16 protein-coding genes are annotated in these 16,098 nt (G+C 70.1%); 5 read left to right on the top strand and 11 right to left on the bottom strand.

Annotation, left to right across the window (positions count from 1 at the left end; genetic code table 11):
- Positions 1 to 8 precede the first annotated feature (8 nt).
- A complete protein-coding gene (locus N803_RS11905) occupies positions 9 to 359 on the bottom strand; it encodes a hypothetical protein (protein ID WP_156969765.1) in 351 nt (116 codons plus the stop codon).
- A gap of 281 nt (positions 360 to 640) precedes the next feature.
- Here N803_RS11905 and N803_RS11910 point away from each other — a divergent pair, with 281 nt between their 5' ends.
- Positions 641 to 1,021, top strand: a complete 381-nt coding sequence (locus tag N803_RS11910; protein WP_035905488.1) for an MmcQ/YjbR family DNA-binding protein — start codon at positions 641 to 643, stop codon at positions 1,019 to 1,021.
- Positions 1,022 to 1,031: 10 nt separating this feature from the next.
- On the opposite strand, the gene N803_RS11915 is transcribed toward N803_RS11910, so the two are convergent.
- Genes N803_RS11915 through N803_RS11930 form a run of 4 tightly spaced genes read right to left on the bottom strand, consistent with a single transcriptional unit; the run spans position 1,032 to position 3,502 of the window.
- Complete coding sequence (locus N803_RS11915) at positions 1,032 to 1,481, bottom strand: MOSC domain-containing protein (protein WP_035905490.1); 450 nt, start codon at positions 1,479 to 1,481, stop codon at positions 1,032 to 1,034.
- Entirely contained in the window at positions 1,478 to 1,828 is a 351-nt protein-coding gene (crcB, locus tag N803_RS11920; RefSeq protein ID WP_035905703.1) for a fluoride efflux transporter CrcB, read from the bottom strand. The genes N803_RS11915 and crcB overlap by 4 nt, the downstream gene beginning before the upstream one ends.
- Positions 1,828 to 2,238: a fluoride efflux transporter FluC gene (locus tag N803_RS11925; RefSeq protein WP_052112211.1), complete on the bottom strand. Its 411-nt coding sequence runs from the start codon at positions 2,236 to 2,238 to the stop codon at positions 1,828 to 1,830. The genes crcB and N803_RS11925 overlap by 1 nt, the downstream gene beginning before the upstream one ends.
- A gap of 22 nt (positions 2,239 to 2,260) precedes the next feature.
- Positions 2,261 to 3,502, bottom strand: coding sequence for a pyridoxal phosphate-dependent aminotransferase (locus tag N803_RS11930; RefSeq protein ID WP_035905709.1), 1,242 nt, complete (start codon positions 3,500 to 3,502; stop codon positions 2,261 to 2,263).
- A 136-nt stretch (positions 3,503 to 3,638) separates the two neighbouring features.
- Here N803_RS11930 and mtnA point away from each other — a divergent pair, with 136 nt between their 5' ends.
- A complete protein-coding gene (gene mtnA, locus N803_RS11935) occupies positions 3,639 to 4,670 on the top strand; it encodes an S-methyl-5-thioribose-1-phosphate isomerase (protein WP_035905492.1) in 1,032 nt (343 codons plus the stop codon).
- Between the two features lie 49 nt (positions 4,671 to 4,719).
- On the opposite strand, the gene N803_RS11940 is transcribed toward mtnA, so the two are convergent.
- The 5 genes from N803_RS11940 to N803_RS11960 form a co-directional block, all read right to left on the bottom strand.
- Positions 4,720 to 5,346: a class II aldolase/adducin family protein gene (locus N803_RS11940; RefSeq protein ID WP_035905494.1), complete on the bottom strand. Its 627-nt coding sequence runs from the start codon at positions 5,344 to 5,346 to the stop codon at positions 4,720 to 4,722.
- Between the two features lie 39 nt (positions 5,347 to 5,385).
- On the bottom strand, positions 5,386 to 6,171 hold the full coding sequence (locus N803_RS11945; protein ID WP_035905712.1) for a PIG-L deacetylase family protein: 786 nt from the start codon (positions 6,169 to 6,171) through the stop codon (positions 5,386 to 5,388).
- A 125-nt stretch (positions 6,172 to 6,296) separates the two neighbouring features.
- A complete protein-coding gene (locus tag N803_RS11950) occupies positions 6,297 to 7,892 on the bottom strand; it encodes a glycoside hydrolase family 3 protein (protein WP_052112212.1) in 1,596 nt (531 codons plus the stop codon).
- Positions 7,893 to 7,905: 13 nt separating this feature from the next.
- Positions 7,906 to 8,361 (bottom strand): hypothetical protein, encoded by a 456-nt coding sequence (locus tag N803_RS11955; RefSeq protein WP_052112213.1) that lies wholly within the window; start codon positions 8,359 to 8,361, stop codon positions 7,906 to 7,908.
- A 106-nt stretch (positions 8,362 to 8,467) separates the two neighbouring features.
- Positions 8,468 to 9,379: a universal stress protein gene (locus tag N803_RS11960; protein WP_245617222.1), complete on the bottom strand. Its 912-nt coding sequence runs from the start codon at positions 9,377 to 9,379 to the stop codon at positions 8,468 to 8,470.
- A 90-nt stretch (positions 9,380 to 9,469) separates the two neighbouring features.
- Between N803_RS11960 and N803_RS11965 the strand changes: the two genes are divergently transcribed.
- Both N803_RS11965 and N803_RS11970 read left to right on the top strand, forming a co-directional pair.
- A complete protein-coding gene (locus N803_RS11965) occupies positions 9,470 to 11,083 on the top strand; it encodes an AMP-binding protein (protein WP_035905498.1) in 1,614 nt (537 codons plus the stop codon).
- A gap of 86 nt (positions 11,084 to 11,169) precedes the next feature.
- On the top strand, positions 11,170 to 13,686 hold the full coding sequence (locus N803_RS11970; RefSeq protein WP_156969766.1) for a sunset domain-containing protein: 2,517 nt from the start codon (positions 11,170 to 11,172) through the stop codon (positions 13,684 to 13,686).
- Between the two features lie 229 nt (positions 13,687 to 13,915).
- Here the strand turns inward: N803_RS11970 and N803_RS11975 are convergent, their stop codons facing one another.
- Entirely contained in the window at positions 13,916 to 14,383 is a 468-nt protein-coding gene (locus tag N803_RS11975) for a hypothetical protein (RefSeq protein ID WP_035905501.1), read from the bottom strand.
- 155 nt (positions 14,384 to 14,538) lie between these two features.
- Here N803_RS11975 and N803_RS11980 point away from each other — a divergent pair, with 155 nt between their 5' ends.
- The gene (locus N803_RS11980; protein WP_035905502.1) at positions 14,539 to 16,098 is read left to right on the top strand and encodes a Re/Si-specific NAD(P)(+) transhydrogenase subunit alpha; all 1,560 of its coding nucleotides are present in this window, start codon (positions 14,539 to 14,541) and stop codon (positions 16,096 to 16,098) included.

A 16,098-nucleotide genomic window follows, 5' to 3' on the forward strand; every position in this document is an offset into this window, starting at 1 on the left:
CGGCTCGATCAGCGGCGGCGCTCGCGCTGGCTCCTCACCCAGGGAATGCCGATCGCGAGCGTCGCCAGCGCAAGGATCGCTGCGGCGGCGAGCAGACCGCACAGCGCGGCGAACCCGACCTTGATGATCCCCTCCCAGACGAGGTGGTCATAGGCAAGGTCGGGTTCGTTCTGCGTGCCCGTCCAGAAGCCGAGGACGAACGCCACCGCGGTGAGGACCATGAGGCCGAGGGAGATGCCGGCGCCCTTGGCCATCTGGGTGGTCCTGATGGGCTCGCCGGGCGCGTCCTCCTCGTCGACCCGGTGGGCGAACGTCTCGAAGACGTCCGGCATCGGACCGGTCCGGCGGGGCTTGGGCATGCCGGGAAGCATAGGCGGATCTGGTCACTGCAGACGTCTTTTCCGACGCGCGGGGGCCGCCAGGTTGTGCCGCAGGTTCGACGCGGCGTGCGTCCGGACGGCGGACTTCAACTCCTTCTCCGGCGACGGCATCGTCAACGCCCCGGGAGTCGTCCAGTGACGTTGTGGTCCTGACCAGAACGATCCGGTATGCCGGCCGCGCACCTCGCGCGGCCGGCATACCTGCGTCTGTGGCTGGCTCTGACCCAGCGTGTCGGTGGGCGGACCTAGGCTGGTGCGCCGTGGCATCCGTGACGCGACCCGACGTGCCGGGCGAGTGGATCGAGCGGCTCTCGGCGATGCTGGCCGCCTTCCCCGAGGTGCGGGAGCACGACGCGTGGATCGGCATGGCGTGGAAGGTGCGCTCGGCGACGATCGCGCACGTCTTCGGTGGCGAGGACCAGCTGTTCCGCATCACGTTCCGGGCCGAGGCCGACGAGGTCATGGCTTTCCAGCACATGGGCCCGCCGTACTTCAAGGCGAGCTGGGGGAGCAACGTCGTCGGACTTCTCCTCGATGAGGACACGGATTGGGACGAAGTGGGCGAGCTGCTCACCGAGTCCTATTGCATCCAGGCCCCACCGGCTCTGGCTGAGCAGGTCGCGCGGCCGGCGACGACCTGACGTCGACACCTCAGTTCCGGGTGGCCTCGTCGCCCACCCGGATCGTCCCCGACGTGAGTAGCCGGAAGACCGTGCCGGCGCGGGCGTGGAGCGCCTTCACCGCCCCGGACCCGAGTTCGTCGTCGAGGAGCCGGCAGGGTGCTGCGATCCTCACTACCCCGAGCTCGACCTCGCCCAGGTGGAGTCGCTCTCCCGGGCGGGTCGGGATCGGTCCGTGGGTCAGCGTGATGTTGCGGCGGGTCAGACCGGGGTCGATGGGGCGTCCCAACTCGGCGGCCGCCGCCTCGAGGTCGTCGAGGGCCTGCACGGTCACGTGACGGTGCTTCGAGCCGTGGTAGCGGTCGCCGACCAGGCCCGCCCCTGCCTCGGCCACGACCGACTCGACCGAGCGCGTCGGCAGCCGGACTCCGGGAGCGATGTGGATGGCCGCGACTCGCGCCGCGGGGGCGGGCACGGTCATGACGTCAGGATCCAACCGAGCCAGGCGGCGCCCACTCCAAGGACGAGGCTGAGGGCGACGTTGGTGACGGCGTCGCGAGGGCGCTCGTCCGTGAAGGCGTCCTGGAGTTCGAGCGCCAGAGTCGAGAACGTCGTCAGCGCACCGCAGAACCCTGTCCCGACGAGCGCCATCCAGTTCCCGTCGATGGCCCCTCCGGCGAGCAGCCCGAGGATGAACGAGCCGATGACGTTGACCGTGAGCGTGCCCGTCGTCGGGGTCGTGTCCCACCGGAGTCGGAGGCAGTGGTTGATGAGGTAGCGCAACGGGGCGCCGACGGACGCGCCGAGTGCGACGAGCAGCGCGGCCATCACTCGGCCGTCCAGATGCGCTGTCCCACAGCGGAACCCAGCCACACGGCCAACACCGCACCCAGGAACGACGCGAGGACGTAGGCGCCCGCCTCACCGCCGTGGCCCGTCTCCAGCAGGGTGACGGCGTCCACCGCGAACGCCGAGAACGTCGTCCATCCCCCGAGCACGCCGACCCCGATGACGGGTCGGGCCAACCGGTGCGACCCCGGCTTCGCGACGAGGAACGCCACGAGCAGCCCCATCGCGAGCGCCCCGGTGAGGTTGACGACGAGAGTGGACCACGGGAACGCGCCGCGCGGATGCGGCAGAGCCATCCCGACGGCATACCGGCCGAGAGAACCCACGACGCCACCGGAGGCGATCCCGAGCAGGAGCGTCGAATCCGGCTGTGCCGCAGGGGTGCTCACGTCAGGCGACCGTCACGCACCGTCACCGACGCACCGTCTCGAGGAACTCGGCGATGCGCCCGATGGCCTCGGTGAGCACTTCCGTGTCCGGCAGGGTGACGAGTCGGAAGTGGTCGGGCTCGAACCAGTTGAAGCCGGTCCCGTGCGTCACGAGGATCTTCTTGGCGCGCAGCAGGTCGATGACGAACTGCTGGTCGTCCTCGATGCGATAGACCTCGGGGTCGAGCCGCGGGAAGCAGTAGAGCGCTCCGCGGGGTTCGACGCACGACACCCCGGGGATCTCGTTGAGCAGGCGGTTCGCGAGTTTGATCTGCTCGTAGAAGCGGCCACCGGGAACGATGAGCTCGTTGATCGACTGGTAGCCGCCGAGCGCGGTCTGGATCGCGTGCTGCGCAGGCACGTTCGCGCACATGCGCATGTTCGCGAGGAGCGTCAGGCCCTCGAGGAAGTCCTCGGCCACATGCTTCGGACCCGACACCATGACCCAGCCGGCGCGGTAGCCGCAGACCCGGTAGGCCTTGGACAGCCCGGAGAACGTCAGGCACAGCACGTCATCGGCGGCAAACGTGGCGACGTGGTGGTGCACCGGCGTCACGGCGTCCGCGCCCTCGCCGTCGGCGTAGAGGATCTTCTCGTAGATCTCGTCGGCCATGAGGACGAGGTTGTGGCGGCGCGCGATGTCGACGAGTCCGCGCACCGTCTCCTCCGAGTAGACCGCCCCGGTCGGGTTGTTGGGGTTGATGACGACGAGGGCGTGGGTGTTCTCGGTGATCTTGGACTCGATGTCCTCGAGGTCGGGGTTCCACCCGTTCGCCTCGTCGCAGCGGTAGTGCACGGGCGTGCCACCGGACAGCGACACCGCGCCGGTCCACAGGGGGTAGTCCGGCGCCGGGACGAGGATCTCGTTGCCGTCGTCGACGAACGCCTGGAGCACCATCGAGATGAGCTCGGAGACGCCGTTGCCGATGTAGATGTCGTCGACGACCGTCTCGGTGAGCCCGCGCGACTGGTAGTACTGCGCGACCGCCGTGCGCGCCGAGTAGATGCCGCGCGAGTCGCTGTAGCCCTGCGCGTCGGGAAGGTTGTGGATCATGTCGGCGACGATCGCCTCGGGCGCCTCGAACCCGAACGGTGCCGTGTTGCCGATGTTGAGCTTGAGGATCTTGTGCCCCTCGGCCTCGAGCCGCTGGGCCTCGACGAGGATCGGCCCCCTCACGTCGTAGCGGACGTGCTGCAGCTTCTTGCTCTGGACGATGCGGCGCATGTCCGCATATTTGCAGATGGGGTATGCCGGCCGCGCACGTGTTTCGTCCATCTCACCTTTGCGGTGTGGTCCGGTGGGGGAGGTTGCTGTTGCGAGTTCGGTGTGCAAATTCAGTATCTGATGTTGAAATTGCACGGTGACGAGCGAGGCGCTGCGGGCGATCTGGTGGGACGACCGGGAAGGCCTGGTCGTGCTCGACCAGCGGGTGCTGCCCGGTGCCACCGAGCATCTGAAGATCGGTGAGTGCGCGCAGCTCGTCGAGGCCATCGCGACTCTTGCCGTGCGGGGTGCCCCGGCCCTCGGTGTTGCGGGCGCGTTCGGAGTCGTCCTCGCGATGGACGAGGCGGCGCGCAAGGGGTGGACCGAGGCCGAGCGTGACGCCGCCATCGATGGGATTCGTGACGCGCGGCCGACGGCGGTCAACCTCGCGTGGGGCGTCGAGCGCGTGCGGCCACTGGTCGCGGCCGGGCGCGATGCGGTCCTCGCGGCGGCCCGGGAGTTGGCCGAAGCCGACACCGCGGCCAACCGGGAGCTCAGTCGGCTCGCCGCCGACTGGCTTCTTGAACGGTTCGGTGACCGGCCTCTGCGGGCCCTGACGCACTGCAACGCCGGGGTGCTCGCCACGTCGGGGTGGGGAACGGCGCTTGGCGTCCTGCGCGAGCTGGCCGCACGTGACCGGCTCGAGCACGTCCACGTCGACGAGACCCGCCCTCTGCTCCAGGGCAGTCGCCTCACGGCCTACGAGTTGGCGCAGGAAGGCATCGCGCACTCGGTCCAGGTCGACGGCGCGGCGGCGTCGACGATCGTGCGTGGGCTCGTGGACTTCGCCGTCGTGGGCGCCGACCGGATCGCCGCCAACGGCGACGTCGCCAACAAGGTCGGCACGCTCGGGGTGGCCCTGGCCTGCCACGTGTCCGGACTCCCGCTCGTCGTGGCCGCACCGTGGTCGACGGTTGATCTCGAGACCGCCACGGGCGAGGACATCGAGATCGAGGAGCGGCCGGGCGACGAGGTCGTCGTCATCGGCGGGGAGCGGTTCGCGCCCGAGGTCAGCCAGGGCTTCAACCCGGCTTTTGACGTCACTCCCGCGCGCTTCGTGTCGCTCATCGCCACGGAGCGCGGGCTGGTCGAACCGTCGGCCGGCACGCGACCCACCGACCTGGCCTGAGCTGGTCTCGCCCTGGGGCTGCCGCTGGGCGGCCCGGCCGTTCGGGCGGTCAGACGTCGATGATGCGGCCGCGATACTCCTCCGGAAAGTCGGTCGTGCGGTCGCCGAGCAGCAAGAGGCGGTAGGTCATCGTCGCGGCCTCCTCGATGTTGGCGGCCCGCCGTAGCGCCATCCCCACCGAGTCACCCAGGGCCGAACATCCGTGGTGGGCCAGGACGAGGGCGTTGTCGCCTCGGGCCACCGCCTCGGCCGCGGCCCGGGCAAGCTCATCCGTGCCGGAGGGGAGGAACGGGATGCGCACGACCCGTTCGAGGTAGTACGCGTGGTCGAGGGTGAGGCACCGAATGGGCTCGCCGAGGGCGTCGACGAGGACGGCGTGCTGGGGGTGCAGGTGGACGATGGCCGAGACGTCCGGACGCACCTCGTAGGTCCGCTGGTGCAGCCGCCACTCGCCGCTCGGCTTCGCCCCGCTGCGGTGCTCGCCGGAGTTGGAGACGGTGGCGAAGTCTGCGTACCGCAACCGATCCAGCCACGTGCCGGTTCCGGTCACGATGAAGCCGTGGCCGTCGGGCAGCCGCGCCGAAAGGTTGCCGCCGGAGGCGTTGACGAGTCCTCGTTCCACGGCGTAGCGCCCGGCAGAGATGAGTTCGTCGAGCAGGGCCTGATGCATTGCCATGCGGCCATTGTGGACGGCTGTCCTGCGCGGCACCCAGCCTCAGGTCAGGCCATCGAAAACGTCGGTGAGGAACGACCGGCCCGGATCGCGCGATGGCCAGGCGATGGTGTGCCATTCGCGCGTGACGACCCGCCGCCAGCGGTCGACGTCAATGGGCTCGTCAAAGATCACGTGGTGCTGGCTGCGGTGCTCGAGCAGCCCGGCGACAGTCCTGTCGGCCACGGAGCTGGTGTCGACCCAGATGTCGACGGTCTCGTCCGGCACGCCGCGCATGTGATACATCGCCGACGGGTCGAAGATCTCCAGTCCCAGGGCGGCTCGCTGGGTGTTCCACCTCTCGAACACGGTCTGTGGGATGACGCCGTGGACGAGCCTGCGGAACCCAGGCCCGCCGTCGCCCACCCCGCGCGCGAAGGCGGCATCCGTTGCGGCGCCCACGGCGACGTGATCGGGGTGTCCGAAGATCCCGTCCGGCCCGAAGGTGCACACGACGTCGGGACGCTCGTCGGCCAGCACCTCCCAGATGGCGTCGACGAGGGCGCCGAACGGCACACCGCTGACACCGCCGTCGGGGAGGCCGAGCCATTCGTGGCGGTCCGGGGAGCGACCGACGGCGCGCCACCCGGCCTCGTCCTCGGCTCGCCGCACCGCCCCGAGGGTGTCGCGGGTGGCAGGGAACCCGGGCCGGATGTCGCCCTGATCGCCGTCGGTCGCGTGGACGAGGACGAAGCGGAAGTCGGGGTCGTCGGCGTGCAGCGCGACCGTGCCGGCGATCCCGTAGGCGTCATCGTCGGGGTGGGCGAACACGCCCGCGAACGTGGGCATGGCCGATTCTCCCGCGAGAGCTGTGACGGTGAGTGCCAGAAGGGCCATATGCGACGCCTTTGGCACTCATGCCCGGTCAGCCTCCGGCGCTCGTGCCCGATCAGCCTCTGGCTCCTCGCATTGGGTCAGCCCTCGGTCAGGAGCGACACGACGGCGTCGGCGGTGACCCGGGCCGCGCCGTGCGTGACGACGTGGGTCGTTCCCTCGGGGGCCGTCCAGCCGGGCCAACCCGTGTCGATGACGACGGCGTCGGGGTGATCGGCGAGGACCCGGTCCAACGCGGCCTCCATCCAGGCGCGTCGACGGGGGTCGCGCACGACGAGCCACACACGATCGGACGGGTTCGTGCCGGCGACGGCCCGCGCGACGGCCTCCTCGGTGTCCGCGCGCAGCGGGGTCAGTCCGGGCCAGTGCTCGATGGCAGCGGCGGAGATGCCACTGCGGGTCTCGTGGCCCACGGCGATGTTGCTCGGGGCGACGAGCTCGACGATGACCGGTGCGGTCAAGCGATCGAACGCACGCACCGGGCCGCGCACGACGACGGCCCGCCGCGCGGCATCGAGCCCTGCCGGCTTGTGCACGGCGGCGCGCGCTCGCGGGCTCACGATCGACTCGGTCCCGACCCCACCTGTCCGCACGGCCTCGGCCCCTGCCCCACCGGTCGACGCGGACTCGGTCCCGGCCTCAGCGGCGGCGCGCAGGCGCTGCCTCTCCTCGGCCGCCCACTGCACCCGACTCGCCGCATCGGCCAGTCGGGCCTCGTCGAGACGGCCGGAGTGCACGGCGGACACGAGCTCGTCCACGACGGTGAGCACGGTGTCCTCGTCCGCGAGGCCGCCGCCGATACACAGCAGGTCGATGCCGGCGGCGATGGCGCGCACGCACCCCTGCTGCAGGCTCATCGCGCCGGTGATGCCGCCCATCTCCATGCCGTCGGAGAGCGCCAGGCCACCGAACCCGAGTTGCCCACGCAGCAGGTCGACGAGGACTCGGTGCGACAGGGTCGACGGTCGGTCATCGAGTCCGCGCACGACGATGTGCGCGCTCATGATCGACACCGTCCCGGCCTCGATCGCAGCCCGGAACGGTTGCAGCACAGCGTCATCGGGCGCAATGAAGTCCACCTCTGGCAGCCCGAGGTGGCTGTCGACGGCGGTGTCGCCGTGCCCGGGGAAGTGCTTCGCGCAGGCCAGGACCCCGGCCGATTGGATGCCCCGAACCCAGGCCCCCGTGTGCCTCGCGACCAGCCGCGCATCCGCGCCGAAGCTGCGCACGCCGATGACGGGATTCGCGGGATTGTTGTTGACGTCGGCGACGGGCGCGTAGACGAGGTCGATCCCGACGGAGTCGAGCAGCACCCCGATCTCGCGCGCCACGGCCTCCGTCAGTGCCTCGTCATCGACCACCCCGAGCGCGAGGTTGCCGGGCCACGACGACCCGGTCGAGTGCTCGAGCCGCGTCACGTCGCCCGCCTCCTCGTCGACGGCGATGAGCGCGCCCGGGCGAGCGGCGTGGATCGCCGTCGTCAGGGCGTCCACCTGCTCGAGGGTGTCGATGTTGCGGGCGAACAGGGCCACGCCGCCGAGTCCTGCGTCGAGCTCCCGACGCAGCCAGTCCGGCGGCGTCAGCCCGACGAACCCCGGCTGGACGACGGCCAGGGCGAGGGCACGCAGGTCGGGGGAGCGGTGCGAGGAGCGGGCGGTGTCCGCGGAGCCGTTCATCGCCCGGAACGTATCAGGCAGTGGCCCCCTCCCGCGGGCCCTGCGCGGGGACGCGCCCATGGGTCGTGTGGTCGGCGGAGTAGACGTCGCGCCGCCACCACATCGCGAGCAGCATCGTCACGAACATCAGCCCGTGTGCCGCCCACATGAGCGCATCGGCACTCAGCGCCCCCATCCAATAGGGGATGAGCAGGACGAAGAACGGCGCGCTCATCGCCACCGACATCTCGACGATGTCCCGTGCGCCGTGCCCGCGGATCCGCATCCAGATCGCCATGCCGGCCGTCATGTTGACGGCCATCCGCACGGCGGCGAGGTCGCCGCGCTCCATGAGTTCGGGTCGACCCAGCAGCGCGAACAGGCCGATCCAGACCGGCCAGAAGAGGCCCATGCCGACGAGCATCGCCAGCACCATTTCGACGTAGTGCCACCAGAACCGCGTTCGTGAAGTCTTCCCCAGCTGTCGCATGCGGCCCACCTTCCCGGACCGGCCGGCATACCACGAGGGGGTATGCCGTACACGTCCGGTTTCGTGGGGGCCGGGTCCGAAAGGACACGGCCGGCCGGGGGAAGCGTCAGGCGGAGGGGGAGTGCACGAGCATCACGGGGCAACTCGCCGTCTCGAGCACCTGCTGGCTGACGGACCCCAGGAGCATGCCCCGGAATCCGCCGCGGCCGCGGGTGCCCATGACGATCAGGCCCGCGTCGGTCGAGCGTTCGGCGAGAACCTTGGCCGGTGATCCGCGCAATACCTCGACCGTCGCCTCGACGTCCGGGTGGGCTTCGCGGAGCGGCTCGACGATGGGGTCGACGACGGCGCGGTACTTCGCCTCGGTGGCGTTCCACGCGTCCGTTCCGGGTGTCGTGACGACCATGCCGTCGACGACCTCGACGTTCCACGTCGTGATGGCGATCAACGGCGCCTTGCGCAGGTCGGCGATCCAGAAGGCGCGCTCGGCCGCGGCCGCGCTGTGGCTCGAACCGTCGATGGCGACGACGATGCCACCGTCCGCGTCGGCGCGTGAACCCTGCGGGACGATGACGACGGGGCACTCCGCGTGCATCGCTGCCGCGAGGGAGGGGCGGCCGAGTCCGAGGCGTTGCAGCGCCGTCGCGCGGGCCGCGCCGACGACGATGAGTCGGGCGCCGACGGAGGCGTCGATCAGGGCCTGCTCGGGCCGGACGAAGGGTTCGCTGCCGGTGACCGAGAGCTCGGGCCAGCGTTCCCGGGCCGCGGTCAGCGTCTCCTGGAGGAGGCCCTCGTTGCCGAGGTCACCGTCCGGGCCGAGCGAGATCGGGTTGCCGGCGACCGGGTCGATCGCGGCGAGCTCGGCGCTGAGGTCGTGGGCGTGGAGGATGTGCAGCGGGCTCCCCGAGCGCTGCGCGGAGTTGCCGGCCCACGTCAGTGTCTCGGCGTCGCGATCGCTGTTGCCGATCCCGACGACGACGGCCCCTTCGGGGATGGCGTCACCTTCGCGTTCGTCCATGTGCCCGACCATACCCACGGCCCTCGTCCGCGGGGTACGTTCGGTCGGCAGGGCTGCCCACAGCCCACCTCGGATGTCGAAGGGACGGACATGCAGACGCTCTCCCACGCCGCAGGGCCTCAGGAGCCGGCGCTCCTGGACCAGACCATCGGTGCCAACCTCGACGCGACGATCGCTGTGCACGGCGACCGCGAGGCGCTGGTCGACCGCGCCCAGGGAGTGCGGTGGACGTATGCCGCATTCGGCGCCGAAGTGGACCGCCTCGCCCGCGCGCTCGTCGCCGCCGGGATGGGGAGGGGCGACCGGGTCGGGATCTGGGCGCCCAACTGCGCCGAGTGGACCGTCGTCCAGTTCGCCACCGCCAAGGTGGGCGTCATCCTCGTGAACATCAACCCGGCATACAGGTCGCACGAACTCAAGTACGTCCTCGGCCAGGCCGGGATCCGTGGACTCTTCACGGCCGCGTCGTTCAAGGCGTCGAACTACGTCGCCATGATCGAGGAGGTTCGCGACGAGTGTCCCGACCTCGAACATGTCTGGGTGATCGGTCAGGAGAGCTGGTCCGACCTGGTGGCCCGCGCCGATGACGTGAGCGAGGAGACGCTTTGGTCCATCGGCTCGCAACTCACGCCCGATGACCCGATCAACATCCAATACACCTCCGGCACAACGGGATTCCCCAAGGGCGCAACGCTGAGCCACCGCAACATCCTCAACAACGGCTACTTCGTCGGAGAGCTCTGCCGCTACACGGAGGAGGACCGGATCTGCATCCCGGTGCCCTTCTATCACTGCTTCGGCATGGTCATGGGCAACCTTGCGGCCACCTCCCACGGAGCCTGCATGGTCATCCCCGCGCCCGGGTTCGACCCGGCACTGACGCTCGAGGCGACGGCGGAGGAGAAGTGCACCAGCCTCTACGGCGTGCCGACGATGTTCATCGCCGAGTGGGCCCTGCCGAACTTCGCGGACTACGACCTCAGCGCCGTGCGGACCGGCATCATGGCTGGCTCACCCTGCCCGGCCGAGCTCATGAAGAAGCTCATCGCGGCCGGCATCGACGAGATGACGATCTGTTATGGCATGACCGAGACGTCGCCCGTCTCGACCCAGACCCGCACGGACGACGCCTTCGACAAGAAGGTCGGGACCGTCGGCCAGGTGGGTCCGCATCTCGAGGTGAAGATCGTCGACCCGGTCTCGCTCGAAACGCTCCCGAGGGGCGAGGCCGGCGAGTTCTGGACCAAGGGCTACTCGGTGATGCTCGGCTACTGGGGCCAGGATGACAAGACCGCCGAGGCGATCGTCGACGGCTGGATGCGCACCGGCGACCTCGCCGTCATGGACGACGACGGGTTCCTCCAGATCACCGGCCGGATCAAGGACATGGTCATTCGCGGCGGCGAGAACATCTACCCGCGCGAGATCGAGGAGTTCCTCTACACCCACCCCGACATCGTCGACGCCCAGGTGATCGGCGTCCCCGACGACAAGTACGGCGAGGAGCTCGCGGTGTGGATTCGGATGCGGGACGGCGCCGAGGCGTTGACGCCCGAGTCGATCCGGGAGTTCGCGACGGGGAAGCTCGCCCACTACAAGATTCCTCGCTACGTCCGCATCGTCGAGGACTTCCCGATGACCGTCACGGGCAAGGTTCGCAAGGTGGAGATGCGCGAGATCACCGTGGCCGAGATGGGCCTGTAGGCCCCTCGGAGACCATCCGGGGTTGAACCCCCGAAGCCGCAGGTCGGCAGGTAGTTTGGTCTGCGTAGCGGGTGCTACGGCACTCGATGTCGATCCCAGGAGCAGACCTCGTGAAGTACCTCATCGGTGCCCTTGTCATCCTTGCCATCCTCTTCCTCGTCTGGTGGTTCCTCTCCAGGGGGAAGCAGCGCCAACTCGACGAACAGCGTCTCGAGGCTGCCCGCCTCCGCGCCGCAGCCGAGGAGCGCGGCGCCGCCCTCGCCGGACAGACGGCCCTCGCCCAGCAGGCCGACGAGCGCGCGGCCTACGCCCGGCAGGAGGCCGAGGAGCGGGCGCGTCAGGCGGAAGCCAGCGCACGCGAGGCACGGCGCGTCGAGGACGAGGCGCGACGCCACCAGGACGAGTTGGAGCGCGCGCGGCTCGCGCACGACGCCGAGTTGCGGCGCGCGGATGAGATCGACCCCGATGTCCAGGTGGCTCAGGACGACCCCCGGCCGCTGCCCGAGGACCTCGACGACGACATTCGACCCCTCGACGAGACCCGCGTCCACCGTCCGGTGCCGCCGGCTCCGTCTGCCACTCCCGAGGCACCTGCTGCGCCGGAGCGGTCCCGGTTCGAGCCGCCCGTCGCTGCAGAAGCACCGGCTGCCCCGGAGCGGTCCCGGTTCGAGCCGCCTGCCGCTCCCGAGGCGCCGGCTCCGGCTGCTCCGGAAGCGGCGCGGGAGGCCGAGGTGCGCCGTGAGACGGAAGCACCCCGCAGCGCCGGCGCACCGGTCGAGCCCGGTGGCTGGGGTGCGGGTGCGGCCGTGGCCGGCGCAGGGGCGGCTGCGATCGGCAGCGCCTACGCCGCGACCCGGGGCAACGTGACCGACGACGAAGCGGCCCGTCTTGCATCGGGTGCGGACTACAGCGACGAGCAGCCCTGGGCGGAGCAGGCCCCGGCCGGTGCTCCGGTCGAGCCTGAGTCGGTTGAGCCTGAGTCGGTTGAGCCGGGGTCCGTTGAGCCGGAGTCGGTTGAGCCTGAGTCGGTTGAGCCGGCATCGGTTGAGCCGGGGTCCGTTGAGCCCGAGGCTGTCGAGCCGGAGTCGGTTGAGCCGGAGTCGGTTGAAGCTGAGCAGCCCGCCTTCGCGCCCGAGTCCGAGGCGAGCCTCCCCGAACCCGAGAGCGCCGGTGACGCGGCTGCCGAGTCGGACGAATGGGTGGTCCCCGCCGCGAACGCGGAGGGCGACCCTGCCACCGGCCAGTGGGATGTGCCGGCTTCCGAGTCGACGGAGGCAACGGGCGACGTGCAGACCGCACTGCCCACTGGTCAGCAGGCGGGCGGGCAGACCGAACTGCCGGCCGACGCGCAGGCCGAAACGTCGGCTGAGGTGCCGACCGACGTGAACGGCGATGAGCCGACCGCTGCGATGACCCCGGAGCCGACTGAGGACGAGGCAGCTGCGCCCGAGGCCCTGGACGCCACCGCCGACAGCGCCGACAGCGCCGACACCGCCGACGCTGGCGATGGCGACATCGCGATCGTCAGCAACGTCGAGGACTACGCGTCGACGGAGCCGCTGCCGGCCGAACCGGTTGAAGGCAGCACCGACGACGTCGCCGACACGTCTGTTGACGACGTCGCCGACACCTCTGAGGTGGACACTTCGGACGCCGCGCGTGAGTCTGATTCGGACCTGCCGACCGCACCGGTCGAGGCTGCCCAGGGCGAGGCGACTGCGCTCGACGAGGAGCCGACGACCGAAGAGACGTGGGAAGACCCCGAGCCCGTCGCCGACGGCCCCGCGATCAACGATGAGTCCGCTCCGAGTGACGAGTCGGTGACGGCTGAGGAGTCCCTGCCGTCAGAAGAGTCGGTCTCCTCCGACGAGTCCGCGTCGGAGCCGACGCAGGAGCCCGTCGTCGACGGTTCGAACGACGAGGCTTCCTGGGACGAGGTCGCCACGACCGATGAGCAGGGTGCCGAAGAGTCGGTGACCGAGTCGACGCCCACGTCGGACGAGGCGTCGGCAGAGTCCGCCGACGAGGCTCCCGATGCGGGCGATGACGCCGTCGCAAGCGAGTCACTCGATTCCGAGACGGCATGGGATCCGGACGTCTCGCAGCCGGATGACCGGGGCGACGCCACGCACTGGCCCGACGGCACGGACCGCATCAACACCCTCGACGATGCAGGCACCGAGTCATCTGACGCTGGCGAGACCGTGGGTGGCGAGACCGTGGGTGGCGAGACCGACGGCGGCGAGGCCGAGGGTGCCGAGACCGTGAGTGGCGAGACCGACGGCGGCGAGTCCGACGGAGGCGAGCCTGACGGCGGCGAGACCGACGGCGACGACTGGTCCGAAGAGTCCGTCAGCGACGGTGAGGAGTGGGCGCGCCGTATCTCCGGCGTGGACGAGATCCGCGATGGCGGCTACGGCGTCGGCTCGGCCGCACCGTTCGAGGACCGGGCCCAGCCGCTCGACCACCCGATCCAGGCCTACAACGACACGCGTACCTATCGGGTGCCCGGAGCGAGTGGCTACGACAGTGCGGAGCCGGATGTCTGGTTCTACGACGAGGACGCCGCCCGACGCGCCGGCTTCACCCCGTCAGAGAGCTGACCCGCCCCCCGCGCGCAGCGATGGCCCCGTTCGCCCCACGAACGGGGCCATCGCTGTTGCCTGCATGGTGGGAACCGCCGTCCGCCATGCGGACCGACGGTCAGCTCGTGCGCGATGAGCCGGCGGTACGCGGGCATCGTGCCCCCGAGGAGTGAGCTGATCGTCGGCCGGTCATTGCCGCGAAGGTGGCGGAACGTGAGCAGAGGTCAGGCCGGGCGCAGCGAGCCGCTCACCAGTGGCCGCCACGCTCGCGATCCACGGCCTCCTGATCGGTTCGGTCCGCCACCTGTTCGTCGACCATGACGTGTCGCGTCGGAGCAGTGTCCAGGTCCGCCGCCACGTCCGCACCGGGAACCACGTCCCGTTCCGGGACCACGGCGGCGCTGGAGGAGTCCCGGGAGCGGGACTGACCGGCATACCCGGTGGTGGGTGGGGTCTCGAGACCGCCGCCGTCACGCCAACCGGCCCCGCCGAGACGGCTCAGCGGCACGGTTTCGTCGACGGGCTCCTCCACCTCGGTGGCGCCGAACGCCAGGGCGCTGCGGCGCTGCTCGCCCGTGATGGTGACCTCGGGCGCGTCGTAACTGTGGTGTTCGGGCGCGGCGGCGTCGTCACGGTGCCGCAGCACCCAGACGAAGGCCGCCACGACGACGGCGAATGCCGCCCCACCGACCAGCCACAACATCGTGTCCTTCATGGGCAAAACCGTAACCAAGAGAGGCCCGGTCGTGGCGCTTGGCCTGTCCGCCGATCGGGCGTCACTCGTTGTCGCAGTCACATCGCGGCCCGCTCACGCAATCGCCCTAGTAGGTTCACGGGCGTATGTCTGTCCCCCGAGGAGGAGGTCTTCACGTGCGCATTGGCGTGCCGTTGGAGTCATTGCCCGGCGAGACCCGCGTGGCCGCCACACCCAAGACTGTTGAGCAACTGATCGGACTCGGGTATGCCGTGTTCGTCGAGCACGGAGCCGGTCGCCGAGCGACCTTCGAGGACGACGCGTATGCCGCGGCGGGCGCTGATGTCGTCGGTGCCGAGGTGTGGAACACCGACATCATCCTCAAGATCAACGCACCCACCACCGCGGAACTGGATCTCCTCCGGTCGGGGCAGACGATCGTCAGCCTCCTCTCGCCGGCGCTCAAGCCGGAGCTTGTCGCGGCCCTCGCCGAGCGCGGAGTCACCGCCCTCGCGATGGACGCCGTCCCTCGCATCTCGCGCGCACAGTCCCTCGACGTGCTGTCCTCGATGGCCAACATCGGCGGATACCGCGCCGTGGTCGAGGCCGCTCACGAGTTCGGCTCGTTCTTCACGGGCCAGGTGACCGCAGCGGGCAAGGTGCCGCCGGCCAAGGTCCTCGTCGTCGGTGCTGGTGTGGCCGGGCTGTCCGCCATCGGTACGGCCGGCTCGCTCGGCGCGATCGTGCGCGCGTTCGATGCACGCAGCGAGGTCGCGGAGCAGGTCGAGTCGATGGGCGCCGAGTTCCTCCGCATCGATCTGGGGGACGCAGCGGACGACGCACCCAGTGCAGACGGATACGCCAAGGAGACCGGCGAGGACTTCAACGCCAAGGCTGCCGAGCTGTATGCCGCGCAGGCCAGGGACGTCGACATCGTCATCACCACGGCGCTCATCCCGGGCAAGCCCGCGCCGCGACTCCTCACCGAGGAGATGGTCGCGTCGATGAAGCCGGGGTCGGTCATCGTCGACATGGCTGCGGCCAATGGCGGCAATGTCGCTGGCTCCGTCGCCGACCAGAAGGTCGTGACCGACGGTGGCGTGACGATCCTGGGCTACACCGACCTGCCGGGGCGGCTGCCCACCCAGGCGTCGCAACTGTTCGGAACCAACCTCGTCAACCTGCTCAAGCTGACCACCCCGGAGAAGGACGGCACCTTCGAGCTCGACCTCGATGACCAGGTCCAACGGGGCATGACCGTCGTCCACGAGGGCGAGGTCCTGTGGCCCCCGCCGCCGGTGCAGGTCTCGGCCGCAGCGGCCGCCCCCGCCAAGGTGGCAGCGGGCACGGAGGTGGGCGGACGGCATACCGGAGAGGTTGCCAAGCCGACCGACCCGCGACGGAAGTATCTCTGGATGGCCCTCGGCGCGGTCGCGTTCGGGTTCATCGCGGCGGTCTCGCCGGCGCAGTTCCTCAGCCACTTCACGGTGTTCGCGCTCGCGGTCATCGTCGGCTTCTATGTCATCTCCAACGTGTCGCACGCCCTGCACACACCGCTCATGGCCGAAACCAACGCCATCAGCGGAATCATCGTCGTCGGCGGGCTGCTGCAGATCGACTCGGACGACCTCGTCGTCAAGACGTTGGCCTTTCTCGCGGTCCTCGTGGCCAGCATCAACATCTTCGGAGGATTCGCAGTGACCGGCCGCATGCTCGAGATGTTCCGGAAGGACTGA

The organism is Knoellia subterranea KCTC 19937 (assembly GCF_000768685.1).
Taxonomy (GTDB): Bacteria; Actinomycetota; Actinomycetes; order Actinomycetales; family Dermatophilaceae; genus Knoellia; species Knoellia subterranea.